This window comes from Candidatus Dechloromonas phosphoritropha, assembly GCA_016722705.1.
GTDB classification, from domain to species: Bacteria; Pseudomonadota; Gammaproteobacteria; order Burkholderiales; family Rhodocyclaceae; genus Azonexus; species Azonexus phosphoritrophus.
On the sequence record JADKGN010000004.1, the window covers coordinates 1,067,689 to 1,083,311 of the forward strand.

Consider the following 15,623-nt stretch of genomic DNA (forward strand, 5'->3'; position numbering starts at 1 on the left):
TTTCTTGCTCCGTTCGTCAGGTTGGTGGGAATTCACCGTGCGATGATAAAACCGTTTTTCGCCCCTTGCAAACTATCTCGCGCGTTTACTCTTTGCTGCAATACTCAAGGCAGAGGCATGGCGAAAAATTCAGCCGCTTCTGATTAACGCAGCGCAACACCCGAGGTTGACAGCACCAGACCATCAGGAGCACGAAGAGATGGCCAGCAGGGGTCCGGCAACGATGTCGGTCAGACAGAGCGTTGCCGCGATCAGCAGATGCCGCGGCACTTGCAGCCTTGCCGGATTGAGGGACTGCGGTACGAGGGCGCCAATGAAACTGATCGCCTTCGGATTGGTCAGCTTGACCAGCAAGCCCTGAAGGAAAAGCCCCTTGCGGCGTACCGGTATCTGGTCGGCAGCAAGGGACGAAGGCGGCAAGCACCACTTCTGGAAGCCGAACCAGAGCGTCAGGCTTACTTGCGGCGCTGGATCTGCGTCACGTCGCGCACCGCACCCTTGTCTGCCGAGGTCGCCATCAAGGCATAGGCCTGCAGGGCAGCGGAAACGAAACGTTCACGGCTTGCCGGTTGCCAGGCGGCATCGCCCTTGGCCTCCATGGCGGCACGGCGGCGCGCCAGTTCGCTGTCACTGACGGCCAGGTGAATGCGCCGATTCGGGATGTCAATCTCGATGGTATCGCCCTCCTCGACCAGTCCGATGGCGCCGCCATCGGCCGCCTCGGGCGAAGCATGGCCGATGGACAGGCCCGAGGTGCCACCCGAAAAGCGCCCGTCGGTGAGCAGGGCGCATTCCTTGCCCAGGCCTTTCGATTTCAGGTAGGAGGTCGGGTAGAGCATTTCCTGCATGCCGGGACCACCCCTCGGGCCTTCGTAACGAATCACGACGATGTCGCCGGCAACAATTTTATCGGCCAAAATGGCGTCGACCGCAGCATCCTGGCTTTCGAAGACACGTGCCTTGCCGGTGAATTTCCAGATCAACTCATCAACGCCGGCCGTCTTGACGATGCAGCCATCAAGCGCGATATTGCCGTGCAGCACCGCCAACCCACCTTCTTGCGAGTAGGCGCTGTCCTTGCTGCGGATGCAGCCCTTGATGCGATCGAGGTCCAGTTCGCTGAAGCGGCGATCCTGCGAGAAGGCGACCTGGGTCGGTACGCCGCCCGGCGCAGCGCGGAAGAACTCCCGGAGTTTGGCGTCGTCATTGCGCACCACATCCCAGTGATCGATCGCAGCGCCAAGGGTTGATTCGTGCACGGTTGGCACGTCGCGGTGCAGCAGCCCGGCCCGTTCCAGCTCGCCGAGAATGCCCATGATGCCGCCGGCGCGATGGACGTCCTCGATATGGTACTTGTCGGTCATCGGCGCCACCTTGCACAGGCACGGCACCTTGCGCGAAATGCGGTCGATGTCAGCCATCGTGAAATCGACCCCGGCTTCCTGCGCGGCGGCAAGAATGTGCAGTACAGTGTTGGTCGAACCGCCCATCGCGACGTCAAGCGTCATCGCGTTTTCGAAAGCCTGGAAGGTAGCGATCGAACGCGGCAGCACCGAGGCATCATCTTGTTCGTAGTAGCGGCGACAGAGTTCAACCACCTGACGACCGGCCCGTAGAAAGAGTTCCTTGCGGTCGGCATGAGTAGCGACCACGGTGCCATTGCCGGGCAGCGAGAGGCCGAGCACCTCGGTCAGGCAATTCATCGAGTTGGCGGTGAACATGCCCGAACACGAGCCACAGGTCGGGCAGGCCGAACGCTCGATTTCGGCGAGGTCGGCGTCAGAGACTGCGGCATCGGCAGCCTTGACCATGGCATCGACAAGGTCAAGATGGATGACCTGGCCCTGGATCTTGACCTTGCCGGCTTCCATCGGGCCGCCGGAAACGAACACGGCCGGAATGTTGAGGCGCATCGCAGCCATCAGCATGCCCGGGGTGATCTTGTCGCAGTTGGAAATACAGACCATGGCGTCGGCACAGTGGCCGTTGACCATGTATTCGACCGAGTCGGCGATCAGGTCGCGCGATGGCAGCGAATAGAGCATGCCGCCGTGGCCCATCGCGATGCCGTCGTCGATGGCGATTGTGTTGAATTCCTTGGCGATGCCACCGGCCGCCTCGATTTCGCGCGCCACCAGCTGACCCATGTCCTTGAGGTGCACGTGGCCCGGTACGAACTGCGTGAACGAGTTGACGACGGCGATGATCGGCTTGCCGAAATCACCGTCCTTCATGCCGGTCGCACGCCACAAGGCGCGGGCACCGGCCATGTTGCGGCCGTGGGTGGAGGTGCGGGAGCGGTAATCAGGCATGTTTAATCTCCGTCAGGAACTTGGCGCCGCAATCATGCAGCAGGCAGCGCGAACTATAATGGGCCAATTCTAGCCGACTCTCCGCCCCCAATGCTTCTCCACCCGCAGTTCGATCCCGTCGCCTTTTCGCTCGGCCCGCTCTCGGTGCGCTGGTATGGTTTGATGTACCTCGTCGCCTTCGTCCAATTCATCGCGCTCGGCCGCTACCGGATCAAGACCCGGCCGGGCTTGCTGACCGTCGAACAGCTGGACGACCTGCTGTTCTACGGCATGCTCGGCGTGATCGTCGGCGGCCGCTTGGGGCAGGTGCTGTTTTACGAACCTGCCTATTACCTCGCCCATCCGCTGGAAATATTCGCTGTCTGGAAAGGTGGCATGGCTTTTCATGGCGGGTTTCTCGGCGTGCTGGTTGCCATGGGTCTGTGGTCGCGCAAGCACAGCATCGCCTGGTTCGACATCACCGATTTCATCGCGCCGCTGGTGCCGCTCGGGCTGGCTGCCGGGCGGGTCGGCAATTTTATCAATGGTGAGTTGTGGGGCCGCGTCGCTGACCCGAGCCTGCCGTGGGCGATGATTTTCCCGCAAGCCGGCGACATGCAGCCGCGCCATCCGTCGCAGCTTTACCATGTCGGACTGGAAGGTATTGCCCTCTTCGTCATTCTCTGGCTTTACAGCAGTCGACCGCGACCGCGCGCCGCCGTGTCAGGGGCTTTCCTGATCGGCTATGGCGCTTTCCGCTTCATCACCGAATTCTTCCGCGAACCGGATCACGGCATTTTTGGCCAGTCGTACACGGTCAGTATGGGCCAGTGGCTGTCGCTGCCAATGATCCTGATCGGCATCGCCATGCTGCTGCTGGCATACCGCCGGAAATCCCTATAATTATGGATTGCGTTATCTAACACACGACAGGAACCCAGTCATGACACGCCCATTCAAGGTTCTCGGCATTCAGCAAATCGCCATCGGCGGCCCGTCCAAGGAAAAACTGCGCACGTTGTGGGTCGACATGTTCGGCCTCGAAGTCACCAGCACCTTCATCTCCGAGCGCGAGAATGTCGACGAGGACATCTGCGCGATGGGCAGCGGCCCGTTCAAGGTCGAGGTCGACCTGATGCAGCCGGTCGACCCTGAAAAGAAGCCGGCGGTGCACACGACGCCGCTCAACCACGTCGGACTGTGGATCGACGACCTGCCGAAGGCCGTCGAATGGCTGTCGGCCAATGGCGTGCGTTTCGCGCCGGGCGGCATCCGCAAGGGCGCCGCCGGGTTCGACATCACCTTCCTGCACCCGAAGGGCAACGAAGAATTCCCGATCGGCGGCGAAGGCGTGCTGATCGAACTGGTGCAGGCACCGCCGGAAGTCGTTTCAGCCTTCGCCAAGCTGGCTGCGGGCTGACCAGAAACGAGCGTTACGGTCGACCGCGAAAAGCGGTCGATTTTTAGCGGCGGATCAAGCCTTGCCGAGCGCCGCGATACGCTCTTCGAGCGGCGGGTGCGTCGCCAGCAGCGACATCAAGCCCGGCCCGCCGGCGATGCCCGAGGCTGCCATGCTCTGTGGCAACGGTTCGGTATGCAGGTTGCCCAGGCGGCGTAGCGCATTCTGCATCGGTGTCGGACTGCCCATCAGTTGTGCGGCACCGGCATCGGCGCGAAATTCGCGCTGCCGCGAAAACCAGGCGACGATAATGCTGGCGAGGACGCCGAACAAGACCTGGCTGACCATGCTGGCGACGAAATAGCCGATTCCCGGACCGCTGTTGCTGTCGGAACCACGCCGCAGGAACGAATCGACGAGGTAGCCGACGACGCGCGACAGAAAGACGACGAAGGTATTGACGACGCCCTGGATCAGCGTCAGCGTCACCATGTCGCCGTTGGCGACGTGCGACACTTCATGCGCCAGCACGGCTTCGGCTTCCTCACGCGTCATACCTTGCAAGAGGCCAGTCGATACCGCAACCAGCGAACTGTTGCGCGTCGCGCCGGTCGCGAAGGCATTCGGCTCGCCTTCGTAAATGGCGACTTCCGGCATCGGCAGATTGGCATTCTTGGCCAGGCGGGCGACCGTATCGACCAGCCACACCTCGGTCGAACTGGCCGGGGATTCGATGACGCGGGCGCCGGTACTCCATTTCGCCATCGTCTTCGACATCAGCAGCGAAATGAAGGAGCCGCCGAAACCAATCACCGCCGCAAAGGCCAGCAGCATGCCAAGATTGAGGCCATTTGCCGTCAGGAACTGATCGACGCCGAGCAGGCTGCTGACCAGACCAAGGACCAGCATTATGGCAAGGTTGGTAACAAGAAAAAGTACGACACGTTTCATCACGTTCTCCATCACAACTGAACACGCTCGAATCATACCCCACCCATACATCCTGTAAAATCGAAACAATATTGAATTTAACTTCGGCTTTCTGGATAGATCATGTCTAACCTCAACTACAAGCATCTCCACTACTTTTGGGTTGTCGCCCACGAAGGCAGCATGACCCGCGCCGCCGAGCGCCTCGGCGTCGCGGTGCAGACCATCAGCGGCCAGCTTTCGCTGCTTGAGCGCAACCTGGGCAAGGCGCTGTTCGTCAGCCAGGGACGCGGCCTGATCTTGAGCGACGCCGGGCGCGCCGCTCTGGGCTACGCCGACCAGATCTTCCAGCTTGGCGAGGCCCTTCAGGAAGCCGTGCGGATGAAGGACAACGGCAACGCACTGCGCCTGCGCACGGGCATTTCCGACGGCATTCCCAAACTCTTGGCCTACCGCCTGCTGGCTTCCGTCCTCGCGATGCCGGAGGATGTGCGCCTGATCTGCAGCGAAGGTGGTTTCGAGCCACTCCTCGCCGAACTGGCGCTGCACCATCTCGACCTGGTGCTCACCGACAGACCGGCGCCGGTGGGTGGCAACCTCAAGGTTTTCAGTACTCACCTTGGCGAATTCTCCGCCGGGCTGTTTGGCAGCGCCGCGCTGGTCGAGCGTTACATCGATGGCTATCCGCAAAGCCTGAACGCCGCTCCCTTGTTCCTGCCCACCCGCCAGAGCGCCTTGCGCGGCCGGATCGACCGCTGGATCGAAAGCAACGACATCCGGCCGCGCATCATCGGTGAGTTCCAGGACAGCGCCCTGCTGACCACCTTCGGCCGCGCCGGCCTCGGACTCTTTCCGGCGCCGCTGGCGCTCACCGACCAGATCGCCGAGCAACTCACCGCCCGCCCCCTCGGCGCAATGACCGGGGTCAGTGAGCAGATTTACGCCATTTCCAACGAACGACGAATTCGCCATCCCGCCATCGAGGTCCTTTGCTCGTCGTCGCCGAGTTTTCCCGATACATCTTCCCTGCCTGAAGACGCTCTCCGGCAGGCCGCCCTGCCGCAGGTATAATTTGCATTTTCTAACGCCGAGCCAAAGTAGACAAACCATGTTCACGTTTCGTAAATTCATCGCACTCGCGTCATTCTTGGCGCTGACTGGCCAGGCGCTGGCCCAGCAGCTTCCCGTCCCGCCCACACTTGCCGCCAGGTCGTGGCTCCTGCTGGAAATGGGCTCCGGCCAGGTGTTGACAACGGAAAGACCCGACGAAAGGATCGAACCCGCGTCGCTGACCAAGCTGATGACCGCCTACCTGACCTTCGCCGCGCTGCACCAGAAGACCATCGCCCTCGATACCCCGGTCACGGTTTCGCAAAGGGCATGGAAAACCGGCGGCTCCAAGATGTTCATTCAGGTCGAGACTCAGGTTCCGGTCGAAGATCTGATCAAGGGCATGATCGTCCAGTCGGGCAACGATGCCTGCGTCGCGCTGGCTGAGGTGATCGCCGGCAGCGAGGAGAATTTCGCGCAGATGATGAACCGCGAGGCCAAGCGCCTCGGCCTGAACTCGTCGAGTTTTGCCAACTCGACCGGCCTGCCCGACCCGCAGCTCTACACCACGGCGCGCGACCTGGCGACGCTGGCCAGCGCCCTGATTCGCGACTTCCCCGAGGAGTACCGGAAGTACTACTCGATGAAGGAGTTCCGCTACAACAACATCACCCAGCCCAATCGCAACCGCCTGCTGTGGATAGATTCGACGGTCGATGGCGTCAAGACCGGCCATACCGAGGCGGCCGGCTATTGCCTTATCTCCTCTTCACTGCGCGACAAGCGCCGCCTGCTTTCGGTCGTTCTCGGCGCCAAGTCCAGCTCGATGCGCGCCAGCGAGTCACTGAAGCTGCTCAACTGGGGCTTCCAGTCCTACGACTCGGTCACGCTGGTTGCCAAGGATTCACCGGTGGCCACGCTGCGCGTCTGGAAGGGCACACAGCCCAACGTCAAGGCCGGTTTTGGCAACGATTTCTCGATTTCCGTTCCCCGGGGCTATGCCGACAAGGTCAAGAGCGAATTTACGCCCGAACCGCGCCTGATCGCACCGATCGAGGTCGGCCAGAAGCTCGGCACGCTCAAGGTCACGATCGACGGCAAGGTCTATGGCGAATATCCGGTGCCGGCGCTTGAAGGCATCCCGCGCGCCGGCATTCTCGGTCGCACGCTGGATACCATGAGACTGTGGTTCAACTGAGTTCATGACTCCCTACGTCGCCGACACGGTCTATCTCAATGGCCAGTTCCTGCCGCTCGCCGAAGCCGGCATTTCGCCGCTCGACCGCGGCTTTCTCTATGGCGACGGGGTCTATGAACTGATCCCCGTCTATTCCCGCCGCCCGTTCCGCCTCGACGAGCACCTGACACGCCTGCAGGCGACGCTGGACGGCATCCATCTCGCCAACCCGCTCGACGTCGACGGCTGGAAAGCCGTGGTCGGGCAATTGATCGTCAGTGCACCGTGGGAGGACCAGTCGATCTACCTGCAAGTCACGCGCGGCGCCGATAACAAGCGCGACCACGCCTTCCCGCCGACCACTGTCCGCCCGACCGCCTTCGCCTTCACTTCGCCGCTGGTCACCACGCCGGCCGAGGTGCGCGCCAAGGGTGTCGCCGCGATCACCGTCGCCGACGACCGCTGGGCGCACTGCAATCTCAAGGTCATCTCGCTGCTCGCCAACATCCTCGCCCGGCAACAGGCGGTCGAGGTCGGCTGTGCCGAAGCCCTACTGATCCGCGACGGCTGGCTCAAAGAAGGTGCTGCCTCGAACATTTTCGTCGCCAAAAACGGCGTGCTGCTCGCCCCGCCCAAGACCTCGTTCATGCTGCCTGGCATTACCTACGACATAGTCATTGAACTGGCCGAGCGTCACGGTCAACCGCTGGAAGTGCGCGAAATTCACGAAAATGAACTTCGCGCTGCCGACGAGGTCTGGATGACCTCATCGACCAAGGAAGTTCTCGCCATCACCACACTCGACGGTAAGCCGGTCGGCAGCGGGCCGGCGGCCGGCAAGCCCGGCCCGCTCGGCGAACGGATGTGGCAGTGGTATCAGGATTTCAAGAACACGGTAATGCGCAAAGACTGAAATGGCTTCGTACAAGGACACGCTGCTCGAATTCCCCTGCGCCTTTCCCCTGAAGATCATGGGCAAGGCGGAGGATGAGTTCGCCCAAGCCGTTCTCGAGGTCGTCACCCGCCACGCCCCGGATTTCGACGGCACCCGCATGGAAATGCGCGCCAGCTCCGGCGGCAACTACTTGAGCCTGACGTGCACCGTGGTCGCCACCTCGAAGCCGCAACTCGACGCACTGTACACAGACCTGAGTTCGCACCCGCTGGTCAAAGTAGTCCTTTAAGGATGGAAGTTCACCGTCTGGGCCGGGTCGAGTACGAACCAACCTGGCGCGCGATGCAGGAATTCACGCTGCGCCGGACGCCGGAAAGCGCTGACGAACTGTGGGTCGTCGAACACCCGCCGGTCTACACGCTGGGCCAGGCCGGCAAACCCGAGCATATCCTGCACGAAGTCGGCATCCCCATCGTCAAGATCGACCGAGGTGGCCAGGTGACGTACCACGGCCCCGGCCAGGTCGTGATCTATCTGCTGCTCGACCTGCAGCGCCTGAAGCTCAAGGTGCGCGAACTGGTCACGGCGATCGAGCAGGCGCTCATCGATTTTCTTGCCGACCAGGGCGTCACGGCCGAACGGCGCGCCGGCGCCCCCGGCGTCTATGTCGGCGTGGCAAAAATCGCCGCCCTGGGCCTCAAGATCAAGAACGGTTGCAGCTATCACGGCCTGTCGCTCAATGTCGACATGGATCTCTCCCCCTTTGCCGCAATCAACCCCTGCGGCTATGCCGGCCTCGCCGTCACGCAGACCAGCGATCTCGGTATCCCGCTCACTCCCGATCAGGCTGGCGAACTTCTCTGCCACCACCTGCAGCAACAACTGGACAAATCACATGGCTGAAAATACCGGCAGCGCCAGGCAAAAAGGCGTCAAACAGAAGGGCGAACTGAAAACGGCGCGCATCCCGATCAAGATTGTGCCGATCGACGCACCGCTGAAAAAGCCAGAGTGGATTCGCGTCAAGGCCGGTAACAGCGCCGGGCGCTTCGGCGAAATCAAGTCCATGCTGCGCGAGCGTAAGCTGCACACCGTCTGTGAGGAAGCCACCTGCCCCAATATCGGCGAATGCTTCGGGCGCGGCACCGCCACCTTCATGATCCTCGGCGACATCTGCACCCGCCGTTGCCCGTTCTGTGACGTCGGTCATGGGGTACCCCTGCCGTCCAACCCGGACGAACCGCGCCAACTGGCTGAATCGGTCGCCGCGCTCAAGCTCAAATATGTGGTCATTACCAGCGTCGACCGCGACGATCTGCGTGACGGAGGCGCCCAGCACTTCGTCGACGTCATCCGCAATGTGCGCGAACTGTCACCGGCCACCACCATCGAAACACTGGTGCCCGATTTCCGCGGGCGCATGGAAATTGCCCTTGACGTGCTCGGCCAGGCCCTGCCCGATGTTCTCAACCACAATCTTGAAACCGTGCCGCGCCTTTACAAGCAGGCGCGCCCCGGTGCCGACTACAAGCACTCGCTTGAATTTCTCAGGCAGTTCAAGGCACGCTACCCCGAGGTTTCAAGCAAATCCGGCCTGATGGTCGGCCTTGGCGAAACCGACGAAGAAATTCTCGAAGTCATGCGCGACCTGCGCGCCCATGGTGTCGAAATGCTGACCATCGGCCAGTACCTCGCGCCGAGCGGCCATCACCTGCCGGTCACGCGCTACGTCCACCCCGACACCTTCAAAATGTTCGAGGACGAAGCCCAAAAAATGGGCTTCACCGGCGCCGCCTGCGCGCCGATGGTCAGATCAAGCTACTGGGCAGACCAACAGGCACACAGCGCCGGCGTCGCCTGACTCACACCGGGGTTATCTTGGCGGCGGGGGTGGCGGCATGCCGGGAGGAGGCGGGGGTGGCGGAATACCCCAGTTCGGGGGATTGTTGACCACCCGCGGCTGATATGCCATTCCGGCAGGTACCGGAACCGAATGGCCCTTGACGTACATGCACTGAATGTACGCATTGTTGTACTGGCGCTGGGTGCCATAGCCCGAGGCATAGGCTGAATTTGTGCCGTAGGCGCTGCCGCCCACGAGACCGACGCCGGCACCGACCGCCGCGCCCTGGCTACCACCGATCGCCGCACCGGCCAGCGCACCGATCGCCGTGCCGACCACGGCACTGCCGACGGCGGCCTGGTTAGCCGCGTCCTGGGCGGTAACGCCGCCGATCTGATAATAGGCGTACTGACGGCACTGGTTGTCGTCGAAGCGGAACCTGTCCATCGTCGCGCCCCGACCGGGCATCACGAGGGCGGTCGGCCCGGTCGGCATGACCGTGCACGCACCGAGGAACAGGGCGCAGGCCGCCAAACCAAGGGGGTACAGGAACGTGTTCTGAATTCTCATGGCTTATTGCCCCGGTCGCGGCAGAACCGTCTGCCACCCGCCCGGACATTCCTTTACGTAAGGGTAATACCGGTTCGAATCCCGGCAGAAATACCAGTACTGCTGCGCAGGAGTCTGTGCCTGATCGACAGCACTGTCGCTCCGCTCGATATAGACCGCCGGCTCCGGCGGCGGCACGACGACCACCGGCGCAGGCGCGTAGAACGGGTCGCCATAGAGGAACGGCCCTGGATAGTAGGGCCGGGGATAGAAACGGCCCGGATAGTAGTAAGGACGCGCATAGGGCGCGCCCCAATAAGGACCGGGGCCGACATAGACGCCGCCCCTCCCGTATACGCGCCTGTCCGCCCAGGAGTCGCCGATTCCGGAAACCAGCAATGCCGCGAGAACGAACAGGAGTTTTTGCGCTTTCATCGAATCACCTTCGATGCATTCCGTCATGCACCTATCGATACGATAGAGAATATTTCGACAAGCGACTGCAACAAATTGCTACAAGATGTAATCGCTGGCGGCCTGGCGATCAGAGCAGTTTCATCTTTTTCGCCATGTCCCGCAGTTCACCGCGAAAATCGGGATGGGCGATACCGATCAGGGCCTGACAGCGCTGCTTGGCCGTCTTGCCGCGCAACTGCGCGACGCCGTACTCGGTGACCACATAGTTGATGTCGTTCTTGCCGGTCGATACATGCGTGCCGGGCTCGAGCGTCGGCACGATGCGCGAGATGGTGTCGTTCTTGGCGGTCGACGGCAGGACGATGAAGGACTTGCCGCCGTTGGAACGATTGGCGGCCCGCACAAAATCGGACTGGCCGCCGGTGCCCGAATAGGGCGTGTAGCCTAGACTCTCGGAACCGCACTGGCCCATGAAATCGACCTGCATCGTCGCGTTGACCGCATGCAGGTTATCGTTCTGGCCCGCCAGGCACGGATCGTTGGTGAAATCGACCGGGTGCATCTCGAGCGCCGGGTTGCGGTTCATGAACTGGTAGAGCTTCTTCGAGCCGAGCGCGAAGGTCGCCAGCATCTTCCCGTGGTGGTAGTTCTTCCTGCGGTTGGTGATGACGCCAGCCTCAACCAGCGTCATGATGCCGTCGCCGACCATCTCGGTATGGATGCCAAGGTCACGCTTGTCGGTGAGTTGCATAACCACGGCATCGGGGATGCCACCGTAGCCGATCTGCAGCGTCGCACCGTCTGGAATCATGTCGGCGACGTACTTGCCGATGGCTTCCTGCACCGGCCCGATCTTCGGCAACCCGACCTCGAAGATGGGATCGTCGCTCTCACAGAGCGCGGCAACCTGGCTGATGTGGACATGGCAGTTGCCGTTGGCGAAGGGAACGTTGGGATTGACCTCGAGAACCACCGCACGCGCCTTCTCGATCGCCGCCATGGTGTAGTCGGTCCCCAGCGAAAGCGAGAAGAAACCGTGGTCGTCCATTGCCGAGACCATCGTAAATACGACATCCACCGGGATCATGTTGCGCGCGATCAGACCCGGCAGTTCGGAGAAATACGCCGGGATGTAGTCGATCCAGCCCTCCTGGCCACCGGCGCGCGATGCACCGCTGAAGAAGTACGCCTCGTGGCGAATATGCTCCACCGTTTCCAGGTCGAAATAGTCGAACTTGCGCAGCGCCAGAATCTGCGCCACCGTGACATTGTGGAAATCGCGCCGCTGCTCGGATAACGCCTTCAACAGGGTCGGCGGCTCACCGACGGCTGTCGGGACGACAATGGTTTCGCCGTTCCGGACGATACGGACCGCGTCGGCGGCAGACATGCGCTTTTGCTGATAGATGCTCTGTACTGACATTTGTCTCACTCCTCAGAATTATTTTTGCAAGTATAAATGCTCGAATGCGGGCCAGGCATGGAGACTGAAGAAGGTCAACATCCAGGTGCGGCGAATTGCCATGTTCAGACCCTGCGATTGCTCCCCTCCACCATGCGGATTTCGAACAGGCGGCATTCCAGCGGCCCGTTGAACAGCGGCGTCTTGCGGCTCGGCTTGAGACCGACCAGCTTGGGCAGGCGCAGATCGGCGGTGAAGAAAAAGCAGTTCCAGCCCGCCCAGTGCTTTTTCAGCGCCGAACCGAGTTGCGGATAGAACGCCGCCAGTTCGTCCAGCTCGCCAATGCGTTCGCCGTAGGGCGGGTTGACGACCATGATGCCATGATCGATCAGTGGCTGCACTTCCAGCAGATCGTCACGGCCGACCGTCAAAATACCGCCAAAACCCGCCTCCTGCAGATTGCGCCGCGTGGCGCGCACGGCCTTGTCATCAATGTCGTAGCCGCGAATATCCATCGGCTCGGCCGGCTTGACGCGCGCCTCGGCCGCCTGCCGGATGTTGGCCCAGTTCAGCGCCTCGAACCTGGCGAGCAGCTCGAATGCAAAACCGCGGTCGAGACCGGGCGCGCGGTCGAGGGCGATCTGCACGGCTTCGAGCAAAAAGGTGCCGCTGCCGCACATCGGGTCAACCAGCGGCGTTCCCGGCTGCCAGCCAGCCAATTTGAGGATACCGGCCGCCAGGTTCTCCTTGAGCGGCGCATCGACACTGGCCTTGCGCAAGCCGCGCTGCCACAAGGGCTGGCCCGAGGTATCGAGGTAAAGCGTGCACTCGCTTTCGCTGAGGAAGACATGGACGCTGACGTCCGGGTTACGCGTCTCGATATTCGGCCGCTCGCCGCGATCCTCACGAAAGCGGTCGCATACCGCATCCTTGACGCGCAGCGTGACAAAATCGAGCGACTTGAGCGGGCACCTGATCGCCGTCGTCACCACCCGCATCGTCCGCGACACGGCGAAATGATTTGGCCACAGCTGGCGCACGGCCAGCCGGTAGATGTCGTCCTCCGTCCGGTACGGTCCCTTGACGATGTGCCAGAGGATGCGCGTTGCGATACGCGATTCCAGATTGGCGCGGTAGCAAGTACTCCAGTCGCCGGTAAAAAAGACGCCGCCGTGCGCCGACCGCAATGCTTCGCCGCCGACCGCGCGTAATTCATCGGCTAGCAATTCTTCCAGCCCACGCGGGCAGATCGCGAAATAATTGTTCATCAGAAGGGCTTGAGCACGACGAGAAAAACGACAGCGAAGAGTACCAGCACCGGCATCTCGTTGTAGAAGCGGAACCAGACATGACTCTTCGTGTTGGTGCCGGCGACAAAGGCCTTGAGTAGGCGCCCGCAATGCCAGTGGTAGATCACGAGCAACGCGACCAGCGCCGTCTTGACGTGCAGCCAGCCGCCGGAGAATCCGTAGCCGAACCACAACCACAGCCCGGTTGCCACGGCCAGCACGCCAAGTGGGGTCATGAAACGGTAGAGCTTGCCAGCCATCAGCAGCAGGCGTTCGCGTTCGGCGCCGCTGTCGGGCGGAACCATGGCCAGATTGACGAAAATCCGCGGCAGGTAGAACAGCCCGGCAAACCAGGCGACGACCAGCGAAATATGCAGGGCCTTGAGGGTCAGCATCCATCCTTCCTTTCCAGCGCTGCCCGGATCCCGTCGTCGACCGTCGGGTAGGCGAGCCGCAATTTCAATTCGTTCTTGAGGCGCCGGTTGCCGATGCGCCGCGATTCGCGCATGAACGACATCTGCATCGGCGACAGGCGCTGCTCCCCTTCGGCACGCGATATGCGCGGCGGCGACGGAAGCTCGAAGGCGGCGGCGACACGGTCGAAGTATTCAGCCATTTTAAGGTCGGAATCATCGACCACATTGTAAGCGCGGTTGCCACGCCCGTAACGCAGGGCGGCAACACAGGCGGCAGCCAGATCGTCGGCATGGATGTGGTTGGTGAACACGTCGTCGGCATCGATCAGCGCCGGCAAGCCCTTGCGCAGACGCTCGGTCGGCAGGCGGTCGGCAGCGTAGATGCCGGGAGCGCGGAGGATCGTGACAACAACGCCGGTGCGCCGGCCCCAGGCGCGCAGGCAACGCTCGGCATCGACCCGGCGGCCGGCACGCGGGCTTTCGGCATTGATCCGACGCGTCTCGTCGACATGCGCCCCGCCACAATCGCCGTAGACGCCGGTCGTACTAACGTAGACCAGGCGGCGTGGTAAACTTCTGCTTTTGCCCAATGCTGCCAGCAAGTTGCGCGTGCGCCGGTCGCGCATGCCTTCTCCAGGCGGTGGCGCCAGATGCAGCACGTAATCGGCGAGGCCGGCCAGGCGTTGCAGGCTGGCGCGATCGTCGAGGTCGGCCAGCATCGGTTGCGCGCCGGCAGCGCGCCAGACTGGCGCCCGGGAGGCATCGCGCAGCATGGCGAAAACGCGATAATGGCGGGCAAGGCGGACAAGAATACGGCGGGCCACGTCCCCGCTGCCAACAATCAGGATTTTTTGCACGCCGGCATTGTAGCCGACGCCAACGGGAACAGATGAGCCACCAGATCACCGTCCGGCCGAGCGGTCGCCAGTTTGTCGCCGACGACGACGAAAGCGTTCTTGACGCCGCGCTGCGCCAGGGCCTGACCATGCCCTACGGCTGCCGCGACGGCGCCTGCGGTTCGTGCAAGGGAAAAGTGCTCGCCGGCTGCGTGGATTACGGCAAGGCTCAGGCAGAGGCCCTGAGCGACGAGGAGAAGGCCGCCGGCATGGCGCTCTTCTGCTGCGCCAAGGCACAGTCCGACCTGACCCTGGAATGCAAGCAGCTCGGTTCGACAACCGACATCCCGGTCAAGACGCTGCCATCACGGATCGAGAAAATCGAGCGGCTGGCGCCCGACGTCATGGCGATCCACCTCAAGCTGCCGGCCAACGAACGCCTGCAGTTCCTCGCCGGGCAATACGTCGACATCCTGCTCAAGGACGGCAAGAAACGCGGCTTCTCGCTGGCCAACGCACCGCACGACGATGCCTTGCTGCAACTGCACATCCGGCACGTGCCCGGCGGCCTGTTTACCGATCAGATTTTCTCGTCCATGAAGGTGCGCGACATCCTGCGCTTCAACGGCCCGCACGGCAGCTTCTACCTGCGCGAAGACTCGCCGAAGCCGATGATCCTGCTCGCCGGGGGCACCGGTTTCGCGCCGATCAAGGCGATCGTCGAACACGCCATCGCCGAAAAATGCGAGCGCCCGATGTATCTCTACTGGGGCGCCAAGGCCCGGGTCGATCTATATCAGAGCGCCCTGCCCGAGCAATGGGCCGTGCAACACACCAATGTCAGCTACGTTCCGGTGCTTTCCGAACCGGCGGCCGACGACCACTGGACCGGGCGCACCGGCTTCGTGCATCAAGCCGTGCTAGCGGACTTCCCGGATCTTTCGGGCCACCAGGTTTACGCCTGCGGGGCGCCGGCCATGATCGACGCCGCACGCCGCGATTTCGCCGCCATCTGCAAGCTGCCGGAAGAAGAATTCTTCGCCGACGCCTTCACCTACTCGACAGTCTGATTTTTGGCCCTTTTGGGCCGTCGACCGCGCCTCGCAGGCGAAGGGGCCTGTGGCTCAAG

At 62.3% G+C, this 15,623-nt stretch carries 18 protein-coding genes; 9 read left to right on the forward strand and 9 right to left on the reverse strand.

What is annotated here, in order from left to right; translation table 11 throughout:
- Window positions 1–183: 183 nt before the first annotated feature.
- A complete protein-coding gene (locus tag IPP03_10860; GenBank protein ID MBL0353125.1) occupies window positions 184–420 on the reverse strand; it encodes a LysE family transporter in 237 nt (78 codons plus the stop codon).
- Between the two features lie 35 nt (window positions 421–455).
- Window positions 456–2,312 carry a dihydroxy-acid dehydratase gene (gene ilvD / locus IPP03_10865; protein ID MBL0353126.1) on the reverse strand — a complete coding sequence of 619 codons (1,857 nt, stop codon included), beginning with the start codon at window positions 2,310–2,312 and terminating at the stop codon, window positions 456–458.
- 90 nt (window positions 2,313–2,402) lie between these two features.
- Here ilvD and IPP03_10870 point away from each other — a divergent pair, with 90 nt between their 5' ends.
- Entirely contained in the window at window positions 2,403–3,194 is a 792-nt protein-coding gene (locus IPP03_10870) for a prolipoprotein diacylglyceryl transferase (protein MBL0353127.1), read from the forward strand.
- A 40-nt stretch (window positions 3,195–3,234) separates the two neighbouring features.
- Complete coding sequence (locus IPP03_10875; GenBank protein MBL0353128.1) at window positions 3,235–3,711, forward strand: VOC family protein; 477 nt, start codon at window positions 3,235–3,237, stop codon at window positions 3,709–3,711.
- A gap of 54 nt (window positions 3,712–3,765) precedes the next feature.
- Here IPP03_10875 and htpX read toward each other — a convergent pair whose 3' ends face one another.
- Window positions 3,766–4,641 (reverse strand): protease HtpX, encoded by an 876-nt coding sequence (htpX, locus tag IPP03_10880; GenBank protein ID MBL0353129.1) that lies wholly within the window; start codon window positions 4,639–4,641, stop codon window positions 3,766–3,768.
- Window positions 4,642–4,743: 102 nt separating this feature from the next.
- Here htpX and IPP03_10885 point away from each other — a divergent pair, with 102 nt between their 5' ends.
- From IPP03_10885 to lipA, 6 genes are read left to right on the forward strand one after another with little or no spacing between them, the layout of a single operon-like run.
- Complete coding sequence (locus IPP03_10885) at window positions 4,744–5,691, forward strand: LysR family transcriptional regulator (protein ID MBL0353130.1); 948 nt, start codon at window positions 4,744–4,746, stop codon at window positions 5,689–5,691.
- Window positions 5,692–5,728: 37 nt separating this feature from the next.
- Window positions 5,729–6,868 carry a D-alanyl-D-alanine carboxypeptidase gene (locus IPP03_10890; GenBank protein MBL0353131.1) on the forward strand — a complete coding sequence of 380 codons (1,140 nt, stop codon included), beginning with the start codon at window positions 5,729–5,731 and terminating at the stop codon, window positions 6,866–6,868.
- A gap of 4 nt (window positions 6,869–6,872) precedes the next feature.
- Window positions 6,873–7,760, forward strand: coding sequence for a D-amino acid aminotransferase (locus IPP03_10895; GenBank protein MBL0353132.1), 888 nt, complete (start codon window positions 6,873–6,875; stop codon window positions 7,758–7,760).
- Window position 7,761: 1 nt separating this feature from the next.
- A complete protein-coding gene (locus IPP03_10900; GenBank protein ID MBL0353133.1) occupies window positions 7,762–8,031 on the forward strand; it encodes a DUF493 domain-containing protein in 270 nt (89 codons plus the stop codon).
- A 2-nt stretch (window positions 8,032–8,033) separates the two neighbouring features.
- Window positions 8,034–8,645 (forward strand): lipoyl(octanoyl) transferase LipB, encoded by a 612-nt coding sequence (gene lipB / locus IPP03_10905; GenBank protein ID MBL0353134.1) that lies wholly within the window; start codon window positions 8,034–8,036, stop codon window positions 8,643–8,645.
- Window positions 8,638–9,603, forward strand: coding sequence for a lipoyl synthase (gene lipA, locus IPP03_10910; GenBank protein ID MBL0353135.1), 966 nt, complete (start codon window positions 8,638–8,640; stop codon window positions 9,601–9,603). The genes lipB and lipA overlap by 8 nt, the downstream gene beginning before the upstream one ends.
- A 12-nt stretch (window positions 9,604–9,615) precedes the next feature.
- On the opposite strand, the gene IPP03_10915 is transcribed toward lipA, so the two are convergent.
- The 6 genes from IPP03_10915 to IPP03_10940 form a co-directional block, all read right to left on the reverse strand.
- Window positions 9,616–10,155 (reverse strand): hypothetical protein, encoded by a 540-nt coding sequence (locus tag IPP03_10915; protein ID MBL0353136.1) that lies wholly within the window; start codon window positions 10,153–10,155, stop codon window positions 9,616–9,618.
- Window positions 10,156–10,158: 3 nt separating this feature from the next.
- On the reverse strand, window positions 10,159–10,569 hold the full coding sequence (locus tag IPP03_10920) for a hypothetical protein (GenBank protein ID MBL0353137.1): 411 nt from the start codon (window positions 10,567–10,569) through the stop codon (window positions 10,159–10,161).
- Between the two features lie 109 nt (window positions 10,570–10,678).
- The gene (locus IPP03_10925; GenBank protein ID MBL0353138.1) at window positions 10,679–11,974 is read right to left on the reverse strand and encodes a 4-hydroxybutyrate CoA-transferase; all 1,296 of its coding nucleotides are present in this window, start codon (window positions 11,972–11,974) and stop codon (window positions 10,679–10,681) included.
- A 104-nt stretch (window positions 11,975–12,078) separates the two neighbouring features.
- A complete protein-coding gene (locus IPP03_10930; GenBank protein ID MBL0353139.1) occupies window positions 12,079–13,221 on the reverse strand; it encodes a class I SAM-dependent RNA methyltransferase in 1,143 nt (380 codons plus the stop codon).
- The gene (locus tag IPP03_10935) at window positions 13,221–13,637 is read right to left on the reverse strand and encodes a CopD family protein (protein ID MBL0353140.1); all 417 of its coding nucleotides are present in this window, start codon (window positions 13,635–13,637) and stop codon (window positions 13,221–13,223) included. The genes IPP03_10930 and IPP03_10935 overlap by 1 nt, the downstream gene beginning before the upstream one ends.
- Window positions 13,631–14,515: an SDR family oxidoreductase gene (locus IPP03_10940; GenBank protein MBL0353141.1), complete on the reverse strand. Its 885-nt coding sequence runs from the start codon at window positions 14,513–14,515 to the stop codon at window positions 13,631–13,633. The genes IPP03_10935 and IPP03_10940 overlap by 7 nt, the downstream gene beginning before the upstream one ends.
- 32 nt (window positions 14,516–14,547) lie before the next feature.
- On the opposite strand from IPP03_10940, the gene IPP03_10945 reads away from it, so the two are divergent.
- Complete coding sequence (locus tag IPP03_10945; protein MBL0353142.1) at window positions 14,548–15,564, forward strand: CDP-6-deoxy-delta-3,4-glucoseen reductase; 1,017 nt, start codon at window positions 14,548–14,550, stop codon at window positions 15,562–15,564.
- Window positions 15,565–15,623: the final 59 nt, after the last annotated feature.

What these genes read in the sequence shown, in the direction of transcription:
- ilvD (MBL0353126.1), bottom strand. Translation starts at nt 2,312, where the DNA reads ATGCCTGATTACCGCTCCCGCACCTCCACCCACGGCCGCAACATGGCC.
- IPP03_10920 (MBL0353137.1), bottom strand. Translation starts at nt 10,569, where the DNA reads ATGAAAGCGCAAAAACTCCTGTTCGTTCTCGCGGCATTGCTGGTTTCC.
- htpX (MBL0353129.1), bottom strand. Translation starts at nt 4,641, where the DNA reads ATGAAACGTGTCGTACTTTTTCTTGTTACCAACCTTGCCATAATGCTG.
- IPP03_10875 (MBL0353128.1), top strand. Translation starts at nt 3,235, where the DNA reads ATGACACGCCCATTCAAGGTTCTCGGCATTCAGCAAATCGCCATCGGC.
- IPP03_10925 (MBL0353138.1), bottom strand. Translation starts at nt 11,974, where the DNA reads ATGTCAGTACAGAGCATCTATCAGCAAAAGCGCATGTCTGCCGCCGAC.
- IPP03_10870 (MBL0353127.1), top strand. Translation starts at nt 2,403, where the DNA reads ATGCTTCTCCACCCGCAGTTCGATCCCGTCGCCTTTTCGCTCGGCCCG.
- IPP03_10915 (MBL0353136.1), bottom strand. Translation starts at nt 10,155, where the DNA reads ATGAGAATTCAGAACACGTTCCTGTACCCCCTTGGTTTGGCGGCCTGC.
- lipA (MBL0353135.1), top strand. Translation starts at nt 8,638, where the DNA reads ATGGCTGAAAATACCGGCAGCGCCAGGCAAAAAGGCGTCAAACAGAAG.
- IPP03_10900 (MBL0353133.1), top strand. Translation starts at nt 7,762, where the DNA reads ATGGCTTCGTACAAGGACACGCTGCTCGAATTCCCCTGCGCCTTTCCC.
- IPP03_10935 (MBL0353140.1), bottom strand. Translation starts at nt 13,637, where the DNA reads ATGCTGACCCTCAAGGCCCTGCATATTTCGCTGGTCGTCGCCTGGTTT.
- IPP03_10945 (MBL0353142.1), top strand. Translation starts at nt 14,548, where the DNA reads ATGAGCCACCAGATCACCGTCCGGCCGAGCGGTCGCCAGTTTGTCGCC.
- IPP03_10895 (MBL0353132.1), top strand. Translation starts at nt 6,873, where the DNA reads ATGACTCCCTACGTCGCCGACACGGTCTATCTCAATGGCCAGTTCCTG.
- lipB (MBL0353134.1), top strand. Translation starts at nt 8,034, where the DNA reads ATGGAAGTTCACCGTCTGGGCCGGGTCGAGTACGAACCAACCTGGCGC.
- IPP03_10885 (MBL0353130.1), top strand. Translation starts at nt 4,744, where the DNA reads ATGTCTAACCTCAACTACAAGCATCTCCACTACTTTTGGGTTGTCGCC.
- IPP03_10890 (MBL0353131.1), top strand. Translation starts at nt 5,729, where the DNA reads ATGTTCACGTTTCGTAAATTCATCGCACTCGCGTCATTCTTGGCGCTG.
- IPP03_10930 (MBL0353139.1), bottom strand. Translation starts at nt 13,221, where the DNA reads ATGAACAATTATTTCGCGATCTGCCCGCGTGGGCTGGAAGAATTGCTA.